We start from the raw sequence: 16,467 nt of genomic DNA, 5'->3' as shown, positions 1-16,467 counted from the left end.
CATCATAGTGATCATTTTGACAGTTTGTATCCTGGTTACCGGATGCTCCGGCTCGAGGGAGGCGAAGGAAAAGCAGGTAAAAAAAGGGCTGGCCCAAATGGCTCAAACTTACGTCATAGAAAAATACGGGATGAACGACGTGAAAGTGGTGGAGGTGAATCTGTCCTACGCTGGGTTTAACGGGCCGATTCCCGTTTTTAAGCGTGAAGTCCCCAAAAGCGGGACGGTTACTTTGGAGTCTAATGGTACCTCATTTCAAGTGTTAGCTGGACCCACATGGAACCGGTACAGCGATGAGTTTAAAAATGTACTTTCGGATAATTATCAAACCGAATGGATTAAAGCCGATATTAAAGAGCAACTGATTGACAAATTTAAAGTAACGGATGAGTATTACGTTCAGAAGTACAGCATCTCCAGCGAGCTTGACCACGGAGGTTTCGATTATTTTACGCTGGAACAAAAATATGACGGGGATTTGGAGACATTTTTGAAGAACAGCCATTTCGGCTTGGAGCTGGAGATTTTCTTCAAGGGCGGTAAGGCGAACCAGAATCAATACTTTGATAAAACCAATAAACTGTTTCACCAGTTGGCCAGCCGTTTTGGTAACGGGGAAGGCGAAATTTCCCTGTACGTCAACAAGGAAGACAAATATATGGACGCTAGAATGAAGGAAATTCTGGACATCAGAAATCCGCAAGCGATCGATCCGATTATTTATGGCCCCGCGTATAATTACTGTAGGATGACCGGTGAAATTCATAACACCCAATACATAGAACGTATCAAGAAAGAATACCCCGAAAGCGACATGAAACCGCTGGAAGTGAAAGAAAACCGTTTTGAATATGTTGATGTCGGAGAGGGGATTAGTCTAGCCTCTATGTTGGAGAATGTGGAATTCCGAACCTCCGAAGATGTCGTTTTTTCCGCTCGTCCGCTGACGGAAGACGATTCCTTTACAAAGGCCGATTATAGTGCCCTGGATCCGGACAAAGAAGATCAGTTTGAGTACAAGCTGCTGAGCAGTAGCATTTACCGCGTGAGCTATCCCAAGCAAGAATACGATGGCCTTGAAGTAGAATGGGATGATCCGATTGCCGTGAAAATAAACCGAAAACAAGTTCCCGATTCGGCGGATCAACTTTTTTTTGGTTCACAATGTCGTATCCGATGAAAACTCCGGGAATTTAATCATCGATTTGGATAATTCTTACTACCTTACTAGTGGTGATTCCTGGATCGCCCCTGCGGGAGCGAACAGCGACTTTGTGATCGTTTACCGGTCGAAGAAGTGAGCAGGGATCGACTAAACTATTATGAAAGGGTCAGGTGCGCAAAATGAATAGTGAAACAAAAATAGGCTTTAGGATGGGAAAAAAGTATTTTGCAATTTTTGTGATCGTTTGTATTCTGTCGAATATACTGCCAAGCGGCATAAACGCGGCCGAAGAGCAGACCGAAATTCATATTACGGGTGATCCGGTGGAGTTTCAGGTTGCTTTCAATCGCGCAACCGGGGATGAAATTATTTCGATTGCAGCGGATGAAAAGGGGACGATCATGGTCGTGACGTACGATTATTTGAACGTTACCCGCGATTACGGGAAAAGTTGGGTATCTTACCGGATTCCTACGGATGAAATGTATCGGATTCACTATGCCAAAGGGGAATTTTACCTGGCTACCATGCATGTAAACCAACAGGATTCGATCATTCATGCTTATGAGTCCACGGACGGAAAACAGTGGTTTTCCTTCAGCTTGAGTAACGAAGACTCCGAACCCTACACGATTGAAACCGTCCAATACATAAACGGACAATACGTTTTGCTCGCTAAGGCATTTAGTGACAATGGAAAGATATATTCCGCTTTCGGCGGCGGGTATACCTTTTATACGAAGTCAAAAACGCATCCCAAAAATCAATTTATCGTGGATGCCAATAAGAAAAGGTATGCGGAAATGATTGTTTACAGTTCAAACGACCTTCAAAATTGGACCATGCAATCCGGCAACGTTAAGTCGGACTTGAGATACTCCTTCGCAGTCAATGATGTTCCAAGAATTAATTATAGCTTTCAGCTTGAGAAGCCGGTCACCGGCGGCATCGTTACCTTGTTCGACGATTTCGGCAACCGACTGACCTCGAAAAACGGGACAACCTTTACGGTGCAAAGCATTAAAAAAACGCTGGACACCAATTATTCCCGTTCCCCAATGTTCAAAATCGGAAAGAATTACATGATTTTTGCACAATATTGGTTTAGCCCGGGGGTGGTACGTTCCAAAGTGCTGACCTCAACTGACCAAGTCCATTGGAAAACGACCAATCTGGATAAGTCTTTACCGAATGCCATGTCGGTTATTCAAGCAGGCTCAAAATTAATCGGTTATGGAGATGGAAGTAATGTTGTCATTTCGAATGACGGTTTCCATTGGACGAAAATTCGCTAAATAAATTATGATAGCGTTCGTGTCCTGGTATTCCTGCATGCTGCTTTGCACGATTATCCCTTTTGTTCAGAGGTAGAGGGTGGGGGCTTATCACGGTCCTTTCATTTTTCCCGGTGTCTTGCCCCCATTCCTCCCGTCAGGTCTGCTTCACTTCACCTAACCCTCATTCTCACCAACCTGTCTAACGATCTCGAACATGTCTGCTTCTCCCAAACCTATTTTCTTCTCCTGAATTTATCTCCCTCTCTGCTTCCGGATCAAACGGGATAATCGTGCAAAGCGTCCAGACAGCGGATATTGATCTGAAGAGCGCTTAATGGATTCGGGAGATAGCTGCCGGCAAATCAGGCGATGTTACCGAAGAAGAGGCATATATAAAATTTTCGGGTTTTTCGGGATCATATACGATATGGCATTTAAATACTGCTTCTGATGTAACAACTAAAATATCTATTCGCGGAAATGCTGACCGGGGTAAATTCAAGTAACCCCTCAGAAGGAATTATTTGAGGATGATGAATTCTTCGAAAGTAACTAATGAAAATAATACCCAGTTAACACAACTATGATAAGTTACGGATGGAGACACCTGCGGGTGGCGTAGAACTTGTCGAAGGAGATATTCATGAACCGGTTGGTTGCTGTTTGGGTTGGCGTTTTCGTAACTTTTCTCTGGTCCTCCTCTTATATTTTGAATAAAGTTGCATTTGAGGAAGGGATAAGCACGCTTATGTTAGCAGGGTTACGTTATTCTATAGCCGTATTGGTCATGTATTTGATCTCCACTGCCGTACGTTTACGTCAAAGAACTATACATAAAAATAATAGAATTGATGGTGCTACCTCCAAGTTGAAAATGAAACACTATTTGTTGCTTGGAATTACCGGGTACGTGATGGCACAAGGATTGCAATACGCCGGCCAGTTCTTCATCTCTCCAACACAGACAAGCATGATGTTAAGTATTGGGAACAATTTGTTGGTTATATTGCTGGATATTTTATGGCTTCGCGCGGTCAAAAGCCACGGCATTCTAGTTGGCATTTTCGGAATTACGATGGGTATTGTCATGTATTATTATCCGTGGGAATTTGAATTTGGAAGTCTGATTGGCATTGGATTCGTGTTACTATCCTCAGTGGGATATACCATTAATTTAGGAGCCACTCGTCACTTTATGTCCAATAATCTGGCCGAGACCAAAGATCTGGTCCTGCGTCCGATGTTTATTGGAGCGGTTTTTACGCTCCTGTTTGGTTTAATAAAAGACGGTTTTCCGGGTATCTCCTTGAAACTTGCTTTAATCCTCTTTTGGCTTGGCTCAATAAATGGGGCTCTGGCTTTTTATTTATGGACTTGGACTCAAAAAAATTAAGAGCATACGAAAGCAGTGTCCTGAATAATCTTGTTTTGCTTCAAGTTGCGGCGCTTGATGTGCTTATCCTCGGCCAAAAATTGAGCTGGCTGCAAATAGCTGCTTTGCTTCTATTGTTGCTGTCGGTTTGCTACATACAATTAGCCCCCATGCTAAGAAAGAAGAAAGAGAATAAGATTACCGAGCAAATAACTTAGAAATCAAAATTCCCCCCGTACAGGCACGGTTGGGCCTCTGCCCACATACAATGAAATGACCCAAAATGAAGCAGGTTTATTTTCATTGCCATGTGATTCAGCAGGAGGTGTCATCTATGCCAGGATTATTTACCGCCATAGCATTGTTCATCAAACAGTTGACGTTGCTCGTCTCTTACGTGAAAAACAACGCATTTCCCCAGCCGCTCACGGAGGAGGAGGAGACGAAGCATCTTCAGCGGATGGCTGAAGGGGATGCGGTTTCCCGCAACATTTTGATTGAGCACAATTTACGGCTTGTGGCGCATATCGTGAAGAAGTTCGACAACACCGGCGAGGATCTGGAGGATTTGATCTCGATCGGCACGATCGGGCTGATTAAGGCCATCGAAAGCTTCCGTCTGGGAAAAGGCACAAAATTGGCAACGTTTGCGGCGCGGTGTATCGAAAATGAGATTCTCATGCATTTGAGATCGCTGAAGAAAACGCGCAAGGACGTATCTTTGCATGATCCGATCGGGACGGATAAGGAAGGCAATGAGATTACCCTGATCGATATTTTGGGGACGGAAGCAGATGACGTGGTGGATCGGGTACAGCTCAAGATGGAAAAGAGCAAAATATACCGGAACCTCGATATATTGGATGCGCGGGAGCAGGAAGTGATCAAAGGGCGGTTCGGGCTGGAGCATGGGGGAGAAGAACGGACCCAGCGCGAAATCGCCAAGGAACTGGGGATCAGCCGCAGTTACGTGTCCCGGATCGAAAAAAGAGCGCTCATGAAGCTTTATCATGAGTTTTATAAACAGAAGAAATGAGGGCCTCTATAGAATAACACTGCCTCATTTTAAGCCGGTTCCCAGGTTAATCCTGGGTAGCCGGCTTTACCATTTTTAAAGATAATCGCACTTGAATTTTGTAAACTCAGCCATAGAGCCTTCCCCATAGGCATATAAACCGATAAGTACGCCGGTAAACCCTCCCGCAACTTCGGAGGAAAGGTATCTGGTTTGCGCCGTGCCTAAGGGGATGTCCTTGCCGTTTGCATGAACCAGGAAGCTATAGCGCTCATGACTGGCCCGTATCATCAGAACAGCATGGTTGTCATTTCCCAGGTCTACTTCATATTCAATGGATTTAATATCACCGATATTCAGGCGCTCGATCACTTTGTACCCGTGCTCATCTTTACGTACAGCCAAATCATAATGGTGATTTTCATCCATATACAGTGTGATGCCGGCTTCTCCGTTTGTAAGCTGTACATTGCAAGAGATTTCCGCGTTGAAGTCCCTTTGGCGAATGCCGATAAATGTCGGGGATTCCGGCATATCCAGAGTCACTCCGGTCCCTTTAAGCGTTGCCTTATCGAATTCTAACCGATAGTTTTCCGCAACAGGATGGCGGAGATAACACCAGTCCAGACTCCACTCCGTGTTCTCGAACGTAAAAGTCTTTTTCTCCTGCTGGATGACATGACTTGGGATCCGCTCAGTTTCAAAACTCGTAAGGGTGGTGCCGTTATGTCCTGCCGTAAACCAGCCATCCTCGCCAAAAGTAACCGGCGTAAGGAAAACTTCGCGGCCAAGGTGATGGTAGGTAAGCCATTGGCCGATTTGCCGGAAACCCAGATGGAGCATCCACCAATTTCCGGCGTTGTCTTGAATCAGATCGCCATGGCCAACCCCCTGCAGCTCATAACCGCCCAGATTGCGGTTGGTCAGCACGGGATTGTGCGGATAGGCTTCGAACGGACCGGAGATCGAATCTCCCCGTGCATAAGTGACCATATGCCCATATTCAGTTCCGCCTTCAGCCGCCATAAGGTAATACCGGCCATTTATTTTATACATATGAGGGCTTTCCAAATATCGTCCGCCTGTTCCTCGCCAAATCGAACGGTTTGGCGATAGCTTGCCGCCCGTTTCAATGTCAATTTCACACTGAACGATTCCGCCAATCCCGTTATCGTCTTTCCCGTTGCTCATAAAGAAGGCCTTTCCGTCTTCAAAATACAAATCGGGATCGATTCCCCCCTGATCCACATAGATCGGTTCGGACCATTCACCGTAAATATCGTCAGTCCATACATAGAAATTCTGACGAGTGGTGTCGTTGGTCGTGGTCATGTAGAACCTCCCGTTGTTGTGCCGAATCGTGGGAGCGAAAACGCCGCCGGAACTGCCCACCTTGCCGAGCTGAATCTGACTCTCTCGGGTTAGACAAAAACCGATTTGCTTCCAATTAATCAGGTCTTCGCTCGCAAAAATCGGAACGCCGGGGAAGTACTGAAAGGAACTGCATACCAAATAATAGGTATCTTCTACTTTGCATACACTGGGGTCAGGATAAAATCCTTTGATGACCGGGTTATTGTATTTCATCGATCCACCTCTTTCATAATTTCACATGTATATAAATCTAAGTGTGATTAGCAGCTAAGGAAATTAAACACCATGGTTTAATATCATGCAATGGATTAAGCCTGATGGTTCATGTTATATCTTTTAAATTAATATATATGTAAATTCAATAGATGCGGTTAGGAGATTATGATGAACATTAAAGCAAACGGGGAAGCGAAATTTATGCCGTTATACGAAGCGTTGGCCAGCGAAGTCCGATGGAAAATGATGAGTCTCATTGCCGGTTGCGAGATGAATGTGAAGGATATTGCGGATCGGTTGGAACTCAGCCCCTCGATCGTTACCATGCACATCCGAAAACTTGAACAAGCCGGGCTCGTCGGAAGCCGCAGGGTACGGCTGAACGGGGGAACGCACAAAATGTGTTTCCTCAAGCAAAAAACCGTCGAAATTGAGTTGCCGTCTGCCGGTCACAGCGCGAAGACCAGAGAGCAGAGTATTTCCGTCGGTCATTACACCGCTTTTGAAGTCCATCCTACTTGCGGGCTTGGTACGCGCGAGAAAGAAATCGGGGTTTGGGACGATCCGCGCTATTTTCTCGATCCCGAGCGGGTTCACGCCGCCATTCTGTGGTTTGGGTGGGGTTATGTGGAATACAAAATGCCTAACTTTTTGCTTGCCGATCAAACCGCGGACGCTATCGAAATCTCCATGGAGATCGCTTCGGAAGCTCCCGGTTTAAGAGATTATTGGCCTTCGGATATTGAATTCATATTTAACGGGATCTCCCTTGGCACATGGACAAGTCCGGCTGACTTCGGAAGAGCTGCGCGGGGTAGATTTACACCAGAGTGGTGGCATCGAAATGTGAATCAATACGGGTTATTGAAGACGATCCGCATTGATGCCTCGGGTACATTTATCGATAATGAGCGGATGTCGGAGGTGACCCTCGCGGATATCAAGCTGCGGGAACCGTTCTGGACGCTTCGTTTCGCGGTGGATGAGCAGGCGGTTAACGTAGGGGGATTGACATTGTATGGTTCCGGATTCGGCAATCACGATCAAGACATTGTCATCCGCGCGTATCTTAATGATGATCATTAGTTGATAAAGAGATCTGCCTCACCCGCGGGCAGGTCTCTTTGTTATTTCTCAAAAGAACCGACAAAGGCGCACCCCGTGCGGCGGCACAGCGGCCCGCAGCATGCCTGCCGTAAGCTCGGCCGGCGCTCCGCTCCACAGCTCGGTGCCTGCGGCGATACCTGTCAGGCCGATCTGTTCAAGGGCCAGGTCCAGCGGCAGCGGGCTTTCGCCGATGTTGAATACGGCGGCATAGCGGGAGCCTTCGGCGTCTTCGGCCGTCCAGACGATGAGATCTCCTTGGCGTAACGCTTCCTTGGCTCCGCGGCTCTTCCGGTGCATGCGCAGAACCTCGCGGTTGGTCAGCAGCGACAGTGTCCAGTCGTCGCAGTCCCGCAATTCGCCGCCAAAGATGAGCGGCGAGCGGAAGATGCTCCAGAGCGACATCATCGTTAACTGCTCGTCGCGCGTGAACCGGGTCCAGCGGTCCGAACCTCCGCCATCCACCGAGCGAATGCCGATGTGACCGAGCGGCAGCATGTCGCAGTCCGGCCAGGAACCTGCCCCCGGTACGCCCTGCCATGCCCGGCAACGGTCGAACATATCCAGCAGGAGCGGCCACTGGTCCCAGAAGTCATCCGTGACACGCCACATGTTGGCATGCTCGGCGAAAAACGCCGAGTATTCCACCGGAGCCGGTCCGGGGGATAGGCTTAGCACGATGGGCCGGCCGGAGTGTTTGATCGCTTTGGAGATCAGGGCGATTTCCGGCTGATGGGTGTCGTACAGCTTGGAAGCCGCGATGTCGTCCACCTTCACCAGGTCGACACCCCACTTTGCGTAAAGTTCAAAGAGAGAATCGTAATAGGCTTGGGCTCCTTCCTTCGAGGCATCCACGCCGTACATGTCCGTATTCCAGGGACAGATCGAGTTCGTATGTGCAATATCGCGTGCCGTCGCGGCTGTACCCAGAATTGGAGCGGCGGCGTGAACAGCCTGCCGCGGTATGCCGCGCATGATATGAATGCCAAATTGCAGTCCAAGGCTGTGTACATAATCGGCTAACGGCTTGAAGCCTTGGCCGCCCGCTGCGGAGGGGAACCGGTTTTCGGCAGGCATGAGCCGGGAATAGTCATCCATCACGAGCGGAACAAACGGCCGGTATTGCGAGGAATTCGCATAGGGCTCGTACCATTGAATATCGACGGTAATATAGCTCCAGCCGAATGGTTTGAGATGCTTCGCCATGTATTCCGCATTGCCCCGAATCTCGTCTTCTGTTACGGCCGCGCCGTAGCAATCCCAACTGTTCCAACCAAGCGGCGGAGCAGGCGCTGTAAGCTTATGATCCATTGCAAAGCTCCTTTACAGATTAATTATTGCTCTTGCCATGTTCATCATAATAAAGGAGATTAGCAATATCTATAGTAATCTTGAAAGCTCGATAGCATAATATTGCGGTTAATCGAAAAACAGCTTGCGATAAGCAAGGCTTTCGCCCCCGCTGCGGAATTCTCCCGGCGTGAGCCCTGTCAAGCTGCGGAACGCTTTAATGAAATAACTTCCGCTGGAGTAGCCAATCCGCTCGGCTATGGCCTCAATGCTAAGGCCGGTTCCCCGCAGAAGTTCCATCGCTTTTTCGGTGCGGACGCGGGTCAAATAAGCGCCGGGCGTCAGGCCTGTGCTGGCCGAAAACCGCCGGATCAAGTGGTATTTGGACAGGGAGACATGCTCGGAAAGCTGATCGATGCTGATCATCCGTGAATAATTGTGCTCTATAAATTCGGCCGCGCGCCTTACGTTCTCCGGCCAGTTCTCCCAGTCCCGCAGCGTGGTGACCTGCATTCTGGCAAGTTCCGTCATGAACTGGTAGACGCAGGACGACGCGATCAAGGGATCGGTGATTCTGCCCGCTGCCGCATCGGCCACAATCATTCGCAATAACCGGACTGGCGCACAGTCTGCCGGCAGCTGCGGAACCTCCCCCGCTTCACGCAGGAACTTACGCCAATGGGGCAATATCAGATCGGGCCGGAACAGCAGGAACAGAAAATCCCAAGGCTTTTTAGATTCCGGGGGATAATAATAGCGATGGGGTCCTGGAATTTCCGCGAGAAAAGCTTGCCCGGCGGTGACGCGGTAAGTCCGGTTCCCCGACTCATATACGCCTTCGCCGGAGAGGGTGTATTGGAACAGCAGGAGCGGCCCATCGGTCCGCTCCAGTCCGTCCCAGCGATAAGAAGGAGTGGTGATCGAATCACAGCCGGCCGCAAATAATCTGCATAACTGGAGCTCCCGATCTTCCGCGAACCGAAAGCCGTAGGTGCCTTTGGGGATGTCCATAAATGTCCTCCTTGAAGTGAGTTGCCTTACTGGTAAGGGAGGTATGTAATTAATCATACGACTTAACCGGTATTCTTGCTATGGACTTCATGAATTTGAACTTTAAGTTTCATACCGCAATGCAAAATTTGTCAAAAATATGAATATTGAGGGAATTGGTTGAAATTAATAACATGACAAAATATACTAAAGGGGATTTAGAGTAATTTTTTGGATTTTATAGATTTATTGTATTATATTTATTATCTTAGGTATTTTTCGTATTTTATTACCATTGATTTATCATTTTGGAAATCGGGGAGGGGGTTTTCTATAGGCTGGTGACGTTTTTGAAAAATGGGAGATTTTGAAATGAAGAACAGGCCTGAAAGTATTTCTAGGTTTTTTCTCGTAAGCAACTCAAAACTAGAGGTGATTTATGATGAGTAGTCACAAAAGCTACGAGATCCAAGGAGAATACCTCAATTCTTTAGAACAAAATTGGAATTTGAAGGTTTCCTTCTATGATGAAATATCCGGGGGTCTTATTCTCTTATATTTGTTTTGCGATGGTGAAAATTTTCAAGTGGTTCGGTGGCAATGCCCGGGTGAAGAGACTGATTTGGCCGAGTTTACAAGCCTGTTTATCCGGCTCGTGATCGATAAGTTTACGATAGAAGATTTCATTAATAACGATGAGAACGAGTACTTGGAGATTATGGGCGAGAAGTATGCCCGACAAGCTCGTGCTCTGTCTCAATCTATCCTGTATTCCTATTTTAACAGGTTCTTTGTTTAGCTATTTGCTGGTTTCGAAAGTAATCTCAGATCCGAAATGGAGGAAACATAATGGCTGAATATGTACCGACTGTTGTTACGGAGTGTTTAAGAATTGTAGTTTGCACACGCAACAGAAACTGGGATAATGACCAGTACCGCAATGGCGTCATTGAACCGTATAACCGAATTCAGGAGATGCAGAATCAATTGGAAAAAAGCGGATTAGAACCTTCCATCGATCAGATGCGCAGCGCGCTGGAAATGCTTAAAACCGTTTTCGAGACCAAGATGGTTCCGATTGAAGAGCAAAGGGAACGGTTTGAAGAAGTATTCACTAAAACGAATACACATAATCTGTTTGCTGATTTTGAAATTCCACAATCCGTTTAATCCATTATTGACTGATTGAGAGGCGATGGATATGAAGTATTACGGCGGTATCGATATTGGTTCAACGACCACAGAAATGGTAGTCGTGAATGAGCATCTCGAAACCGTGTTTCTTGGCAAAACCTTAACTTCCGGAAATATTCGCGGTGCTGGTGAACGAATTTTGAATCAGTGTCTGGAACAGCTTGATATCGGGTTAGATAAGATTAATCGGATTACTTCGACCGGTTACGGAAGAAAGTATGTTCCTTTTGCGCAACAAAATGTGACAGAAATCACATGCTATGCCAAGGGGACCCATATTCTTAACCCCTCGATCCGAAGCGTTATCGATATTGGCGGCCAAGACTCGAAAGTAATCAGTTTAACGGATAATGGGGATGTCCAGGAATTTGCAATGAATGACAAATGCGCGGCGGGAACGGGACGATTTCTTGAAGTTATGGCCAGAGTGTTCGACGTAGGAGTGGATGAGCTGGGTCCCATGTCGCAGAAATCGAATACAGTATTACCAATCAGCAGTATCTGTGTGGTTTTTGCAGAATCAGAAGTCATTTCGTTAATATCCCAGGAGGTCAATCCGGAAGATATTGTTAACTCCATTCATCATTCTATCGCCGAGAAGACAAAGGGTCTTTCGGGAAGGGTTCGGATGAACGGGGAGCTAGCGTTTTGCGGCGGTGTAGCTAGAAATGTCGGTATGGTAAACGCTATGAAAAATGTATTTGGCGTAGAGCAAATCACCGTACCCAAAGATTGCGATTTTGTCGGAGCTTTGGGTGGAGCCATTCTTTCCGCGCAGAGTGACGTATGAGGCAGCTGGATAGGAGATGATTCTTTGACGAAAGGAAAAGTCGGCATCATCAGTGATGGCATAAAAGGAGATGCACTAGGATATCATTTTGCTTCAAACGGTTATAACGTACTGATGATCGAACTACGCGATTTCAATCGGAGCAGCAGGATGGACCCTTCCTGTAAGGAGCAGAAAATTAAAATCAAAAAAATCAACGGCAAGCTCGTTGAAGTGGGCGTTAATCCGCTTATGATGAAGTGGACGTCGAATATTGAGGATTTGTCCAAATCAGATTTGCTGATTGTTGCCACCTCCGACGATGAGGAAGGTATTCGAAGACGGGTTTCTGAGCTGGAAAACGCGACGGCCGCCTGGAATACGCCGATTATTGTCGAGTCTATGAATCTGCTGCCTGGTACTGTCGGTAAGTGGATGAAAGACAATACCAGATTGCTGGTCGCTTATTTCTATGACGTTGACTACGCTAATAACAATGTCGAATTGATCACTCATGAACATGTTTCAGCCGAAACGTTAAACTATGTCCAAAACTATTTAATCGATGCCGGGTTTGCGGCATACCCTATCAAAGAATGCTTGGGGTTCATACATAATCGAGTCGGGGGAATAGGAATATCGAACCTTCTGCGCATGTATGAAAAAGGAACGTTCTCCTTCTCCGAATTATGCAAGTATATTATTGTCACCAGAGTCAGACCTCCTCATATGATTCATGTTCGAATGGCCGATGAAATGAAGACAGAGATGCCGGATCTACTTCCTCTCTTCAAACGGATGAAAGAGGAATACGGGGACCGCTATTACTCCCCGGCCTTCACTGAACGGTCCTACACTTCTGAGAATCTCCACAAAATCATCGCCGAAGCAGATGTTTCACCCTCTTTGGGAAGCGAATTACCGCCTGAGGATTTCCTGCCGGGGCGTAAATTTGATTTGCTGTACGTCACGGGACCGAAAGTTATCTATAACAACATTCTCCTTCAATTGATCAAAAGAGCTACCAAAGTTTATTTCGATCCCGGCTGCACTTCTTATCTGGGCGAAATCGAACGGAATCACCCCAAATTACACCACAAAATACTCCAAGTGCTTTGTACAAAAGAACCGGAACAAATTAATCTGATTATCGATTTTTCCATCGAAAGCAAAAGTGAAAAGATAGTTCGGCTTCGAGATCTTCAGCAGCGGTTCGGAACCGATGTGCCGGTTTTGGTTAATAGCCCTGTTCACCGGCTAGGCGATTTGACGGAGAATGCTTTAAATCCGTCCATGATCTTCGGGGTTTATACGCAAAGACTATATTTGACCAATACAGAATTGGTATCGCACCCCTTAATGGATCCAAAGGTTTACACCGAACTTAAAGCCTACTTTCAGTCATTCGCCGGGACAATAATTGAAGTAAGCGACTCGGAAGTAAGGCCGCTTGCGCTTGCAATGCTATCCAAAATGCTTGAGGCGCTCCGTCTAGTGGACGAAGGGATCGCGGACAAGGAAACCGTAGAAGCGCTTGGAGTCGATGATGGGATTTTCCAGGACATAGAAGCGATCGGTTATCGGGATTTGAAGGTTATATCCGATGTCCTTCGGCCTATTTACAGCAACATGTTCAACCTGCCTGCCGGAGTCGCTGAGCGGCTGGAGCATGATTATATGCAAGGAGATGAGGAGGCTTGAAGAAGAAAGATAGGTTGATGATGCGGGAAAAAATGAAATCATCCTATGAATTTGCGGATCGAGGGAAGAAGGTTCTGCTGTCTCATTATACTACAGGTTTTTTCGACGAATTCCTGTTCTTTGATCACGGTAAAGGATCAAAGATTTATGATCCTGACGGAAACGAGTATCTTGATTTTTCCATGGCACTCGGTCCGCTGATTCACGGACATGCCAACCCTGCAATAGAAGAAGCGGTCATTCGTGCCGTACAAAAAGGTACGCTTCACGGCTTGGGACATCTCGATGAGATTCGTTATGCGGAGATGATGACAGAAGCCCTTGGAAGCGTCGATATGATCACCTTTACCAATTCGGGAACCGAAGCTACCATGTTCGCCTTGAAATGCGCTAGAGCCTACACCGGCAAGCTGAAAATCGCCAAATTTGAAGGGCATTATCACGGTACGCATGATTATGCCCAAATTTCCGGACGTACCTCGACGGCGGGAACGTTAGAGGCACCGGAAAGTGTAACGGAATATGGGGGTATCCCAAAGGAAACGGTTGATCAGGTCATTACTTTGTCGTTCAACCATCCCAGTGCCATCGATACAATTCGCAGGCATAAGGACGAATTGGCGGCCGTCATCGTGGAGCCTATCCCTTTGTTTTGTCCAATTGATGCCACCGATTTTTTGCACAAGCTGCGGGAGGTTACGGCCGAATGCGGCGTCGTACTGATTTTTGACGAGGTAGTAACGGGATTTCGCTTTTGTTATGGAGGTATGAAGGAGTTTTTGAATATCGAGGCCGACATCTCCACTTACGGTAAGATAATCGCCGGCGGCCTGCCGGTTGGGGCCGTAGGAGGAAAAAGAGAGTTTATTAGCCTGTTCCGTTTTGATAATGAGCATGAAACGAACAGGAAGAGAATTTCCTCGACGGGCACCTTTTCGGGCAACCCCATAACTTGCGCCGCCGGAATCGCAAATCTGGAACAGTTGAAGCAGGATCCTGGCATTTACCAACGCATGGAACGCCAAGCTCGGTGGATCAAGCAGGAGGTAGAAGATTACGCGGATTTGGTTGGATATCCTTTGCAGTTGTTGACTCGAGGATCGATTATGGTTCCCTATTTCTTCAAAGGCGAAGTAAAGCATACCAGGGATACAAATTGGAAGAGCAATTCGATATCCTTCAATTTCCTGCGTAAACACATGTTGAAGAACGGCGTTAATCTGCCGGAAATCGGCGTGATGTTTCTGTCGGGAGCGCACACCGACGAGGATTGCGAAACGGTCGTAGCCGCCTTTAAGCAATCGATTTACGAACTGCTATAAGCGGCGGAGTCCGGAGCCATTATCATGTTTAAGGGGCGATGAGAGGATGAATTTATCCTATCGTGCAAAAAGCTTCACCGAGTCGGTAATCCGCGAAATGACAAGAGTGTGCGATGAAATGAACGGAATCAACCTCTCCCAGGGATTTCCCGATTTTGCTGCACCGCAGGAAATCAAGGAAGCGGCAGTAAAGGCCATCAAGGAGGATATTAATCAGTACTCCGTTACGTTTGGAAGTCCTGCTCTCCGGCAGGCTATCGCCAGAAAGGCGCTAGAATTCAATAACATTTTGGCAGATCCGGAGACTGAAATTACTGTCACCTGCGGAGCGACGGAAGCGATGATCTCCACCATGAATGCGCTTATAAATCCGGGAGATGAAGTTGTTATTTTCGAACCATTCTACGAAAATTATGGTCCCGATACCATCCTGTCGGGAGCGGAGCCCAAATTTGTTTCGCTATATCCTCCAGCCTGGAACTACGACTATGAGGAATTAAAGGCTGCGTTCAGCGACAAAACGAAGGCCATAATCATCAATACACCCAACAACCCGACAGGTAAAGTATTCTCCCGCACGGAGCTTGAGGAAATTGCCGATCTGTGTATAAAGCATGACGCCATAGCGGTATGCGATGAAATCTACGAACATATCGTTTATGACAATAATCGTCATACATCGATGGCGACTCTGGATGAAATGAAGGACCGAACCGTCACCATCAACTCGATTTCCAAAACTTATTCCCTTACTGGCTGGCGCATCGGCTGGGCCATCGCCAATTCCGAGATCACTCAATCTATCCGCACCGTTCATGACTTTCTTACAGTCGGAGCGCCAAGCCCGCTTCAGGAAGCGGCGGCGCATGCTCTGACGCTGGACGATTCTTACTATGATCAGTTGCAGAGCAGATACACACAGGCGCGCAGTTTTATGTACGATACGCTGGTAAATAACTGGTTTAAGCCCTATCCATGCCAAGGGGCCTACTACTTTTTGACGGATGCAAACGACTGGATGCGGGAGATGAATATCAAGAACGATACCGAGTTTTCGCTGCAACTGATTAAGCTGACAGGTGTGGCGACTGTACCCGGAACTTCCTTTTATTCCGACAAAACGAAAGAAAGCGGATTTGTCAGGTTCTGCTTCTGCAAGAGCGAGCAAACGCTGATAGCTGCAGCTGAAGCCTTAGGCACTTTAAAAGCACATATTTATTAGGAGGAAAATACTATGAAAAAATCCGAGATCTTTGAAACAATTAAAAATACTCTGGAAGATACGCTGGGCGTAGATGAGGAGGTAGAAGTGACGCTGAAGTCGAAGCTGATCGACGACCTGGGAGCGGAATCTATTGATTTATTGGATATTATGTCCCGCATGGAGCGCCGGTTTGATGTAGAGATGGAAAAAGGAGAGGATATCGACGAGGCCATTCGAAACATGACTTCCGAAGAAGAGCTTGAAACGGGGGAACTGCCGTCGGAAGTGCTTGAGGCCCTTCCTGCATTAATGCCGGAAATTGATCCCGCTGAGTTCAAACCCGGGTTGCGGATGGGGGATCTTCCACGCCTGTTCAGTGTGGATTCATTGATTTATTCGCTGCAAAAAGCCCTCAAGGAACAAAAAGGAATCGAGATTGAAGACGATATGAGCTAAATGTAGCTTCAGACCATA

At 47.1% G+C, this 16,467-nt stretch carries 15 protein-coding genes; 12 read left to right on the top strand and 3 right to left on the bottom strand.

The genetic code is table 11. The features are described from left to right. Nucleotides 1–16: 16 nt before the first annotated feature. From ACLD72_RS18110 to sigK, 4 genes are all read left to right on the top strand, one after another. Nucleotides 17–1,180: a hypothetical protein gene (locus ACLD72_RS18110; RefSeq protein WP_458476095.1), complete on the top strand. Its 1,164-nt coding sequence runs from the start codon at nucleotides 17–19 to the stop codon at nucleotides 1,178–1,180. 194 nt (nucleotides 1,181–1,374) lie between these two features. Beyond that, a complete protein-coding gene (locus ACLD72_RS18105; RefSeq protein WP_458476094.1) occupies nucleotides 1,375–2,460 on the top strand; it encodes a hypothetical protein in 1,086 nt (361 codons plus the stop codon). Nucleotides 2,461–3,085: 625 nt separating this feature from the next. Beyond that, a complete protein-coding gene (locus tag ACLD72_RS18100) occupies nucleotides 3,086–3,835 on the top strand; it encodes a DMT family transporter (RefSeq protein WP_411000607.1) in 750 nt (249 codons plus the stop codon). A 313-nt stretch (nucleotides 3,836–4,148) separates the two neighbouring features. Continuing rightward, nucleotides 4,149–4,850 (top strand): RNA polymerase sporulation sigma factor SigK, encoded by a 702-nt coding sequence (gene sigK, locus ACLD72_RS18095; RefSeq protein ID WP_124332545.1) that lies wholly within the window; start codon nucleotides 4,149–4,151, stop codon nucleotides 4,848–4,850. Between the two features lie 75 nt (nucleotides 4,851–4,925). Here sigK and ACLD72_RS18090 read toward each other — a convergent pair whose 3' ends face one another. Next, the gene (locus tag ACLD72_RS18090; RefSeq protein ID WP_411000609.1) at nucleotides 4,926–6,416 is read right to left on the bottom strand and encodes a glycoside hydrolase family 43 protein; all 1,491 of its coding nucleotides are present in this window, start codon (nucleotides 6,414–6,416) and stop codon (nucleotides 4,926–4,928) included. A gap of 171 nt (nucleotides 6,417–6,587) precedes the next feature. Here ACLD72_RS18090 and ACLD72_RS18085 point away from each other — a divergent pair, with 171 nt between their 5' ends. Then, nucleotides 6,588–7,505, top strand: a complete 918-nt coding sequence (locus tag ACLD72_RS18085) for an ArsR/SmtB family transcription factor (RefSeq protein ID WP_411000660.1) — start codon at nucleotides 6,588–6,590, stop codon at nucleotides 7,503–7,505. A gap of 48 nt (nucleotides 7,506–7,553) precedes the next feature. Here the strand turns inward: ACLD72_RS18085 and ACLD72_RS18080 are convergent, their stop codons facing one another. Then, a complete protein-coding gene (locus ACLD72_RS18080; protein WP_411000611.1) occupies nucleotides 7,554–8,834 on the bottom strand; it encodes a glycoside hydrolase family 27 protein in 1,281 nt (426 codons plus the stop codon). 108 nt (nucleotides 8,835–8,942) lie between these two features. Beyond that, nucleotides 8,943–9,824, bottom strand: a complete 882-nt coding sequence (locus tag ACLD72_RS18075) for a helix-turn-helix domain-containing protein (RefSeq protein WP_411000613.1) — start codon at nucleotides 9,822–9,824, stop codon at nucleotides 8,943–8,945. 421 nt (nucleotides 9,825–10,245) lie between these two features. On the opposite strand from ACLD72_RS18075, the gene ACLD72_RS18070 reads away from it, so the two are divergent. Genes ACLD72_RS18070 through ACLD72_RS18040 form a run of 7 tightly spaced genes read left to right on the top strand, consistent with a single transcriptional unit; the run spans nucleotide 10,246 to nucleotide 16,449 of the window. Further along, complete coding sequence (locus ACLD72_RS18070) at nucleotides 10,246–10,602, top strand: hypothetical protein (protein ID WP_458476093.1); 357 nt, start codon at nucleotides 10,246–10,248, stop codon at nucleotides 10,600–10,602. A gap of 50 nt (nucleotides 10,603–10,652) precedes the next feature. Then, complete coding sequence (locus ACLD72_RS18065) at nucleotides 10,653–10,973, top strand: hypothetical protein (protein WP_411000617.1); 321 nt, start codon at nucleotides 10,653–10,655, stop codon at nucleotides 10,971–10,973. 31 nt (nucleotides 10,974–11,004) lie between these two features. Beyond that, on the top strand, nucleotides 11,005–11,787 hold the full coding sequence (locus tag ACLD72_RS18060; protein ID WP_411000618.1) for an acyl-CoA dehydratase activase: 783 nt from the start codon (nucleotides 11,005–11,007) through the stop codon (nucleotides 11,785–11,787). Between the two features lie 24 nt (nucleotides 11,788–11,811). Further along, nucleotides 11,812–13,467, top strand: a complete 1,656-nt coding sequence (locus tag ACLD72_RS18055) for a 3-hydroxyacyl-CoA dehydrogenase NAD-binding domain-containing protein (RefSeq protein WP_411000620.1) — start codon at nucleotides 11,812–11,814, stop codon at nucleotides 13,465–13,467. Then, the gene (locus ACLD72_RS18050) at nucleotides 13,464–14,789 is read left to right on the top strand and encodes an aspartate aminotransferase family protein (protein WP_458476092.1); all 1,326 of its coding nucleotides are present in this window, start codon (nucleotides 13,464–13,466) and stop codon (nucleotides 14,787–14,789) included. Before ACLD72_RS18055 ends, ACLD72_RS18050 begins: the two co-directional genes overlap by 4 nt. A gap of 46 nt (nucleotides 14,790–14,835) precedes the next feature. Continuing rightward, nucleotides 14,836–16,011, top strand: coding sequence for a pyridoxal phosphate-dependent aminotransferase (locus ACLD72_RS18045; protein ID WP_411000622.1), 1,176 nt, complete (start codon nucleotides 14,836–14,838; stop codon nucleotides 16,009–16,011). 12 nt (nucleotides 16,012–16,023) lie between these two features. Further along, nucleotides 16,024–16,449 (top strand): phosphopantetheine-binding protein, encoded by a 426-nt coding sequence (locus ACLD72_RS18040; protein ID WP_411000623.1) that lies wholly within the window; start codon nucleotides 16,024–16,026, stop codon nucleotides 16,447–16,449. Nucleotides 16,450–16,467: the final 18 nt, after the last annotated feature.

The sequence above is a fragment of the Paenibacillus lacisediminis genome, assembly GCF_046567315.2.
Note: the sequence above shows the minus strand (reverse complement) of the source record. Positions and strands in the feature narration are given on the sequence as shown.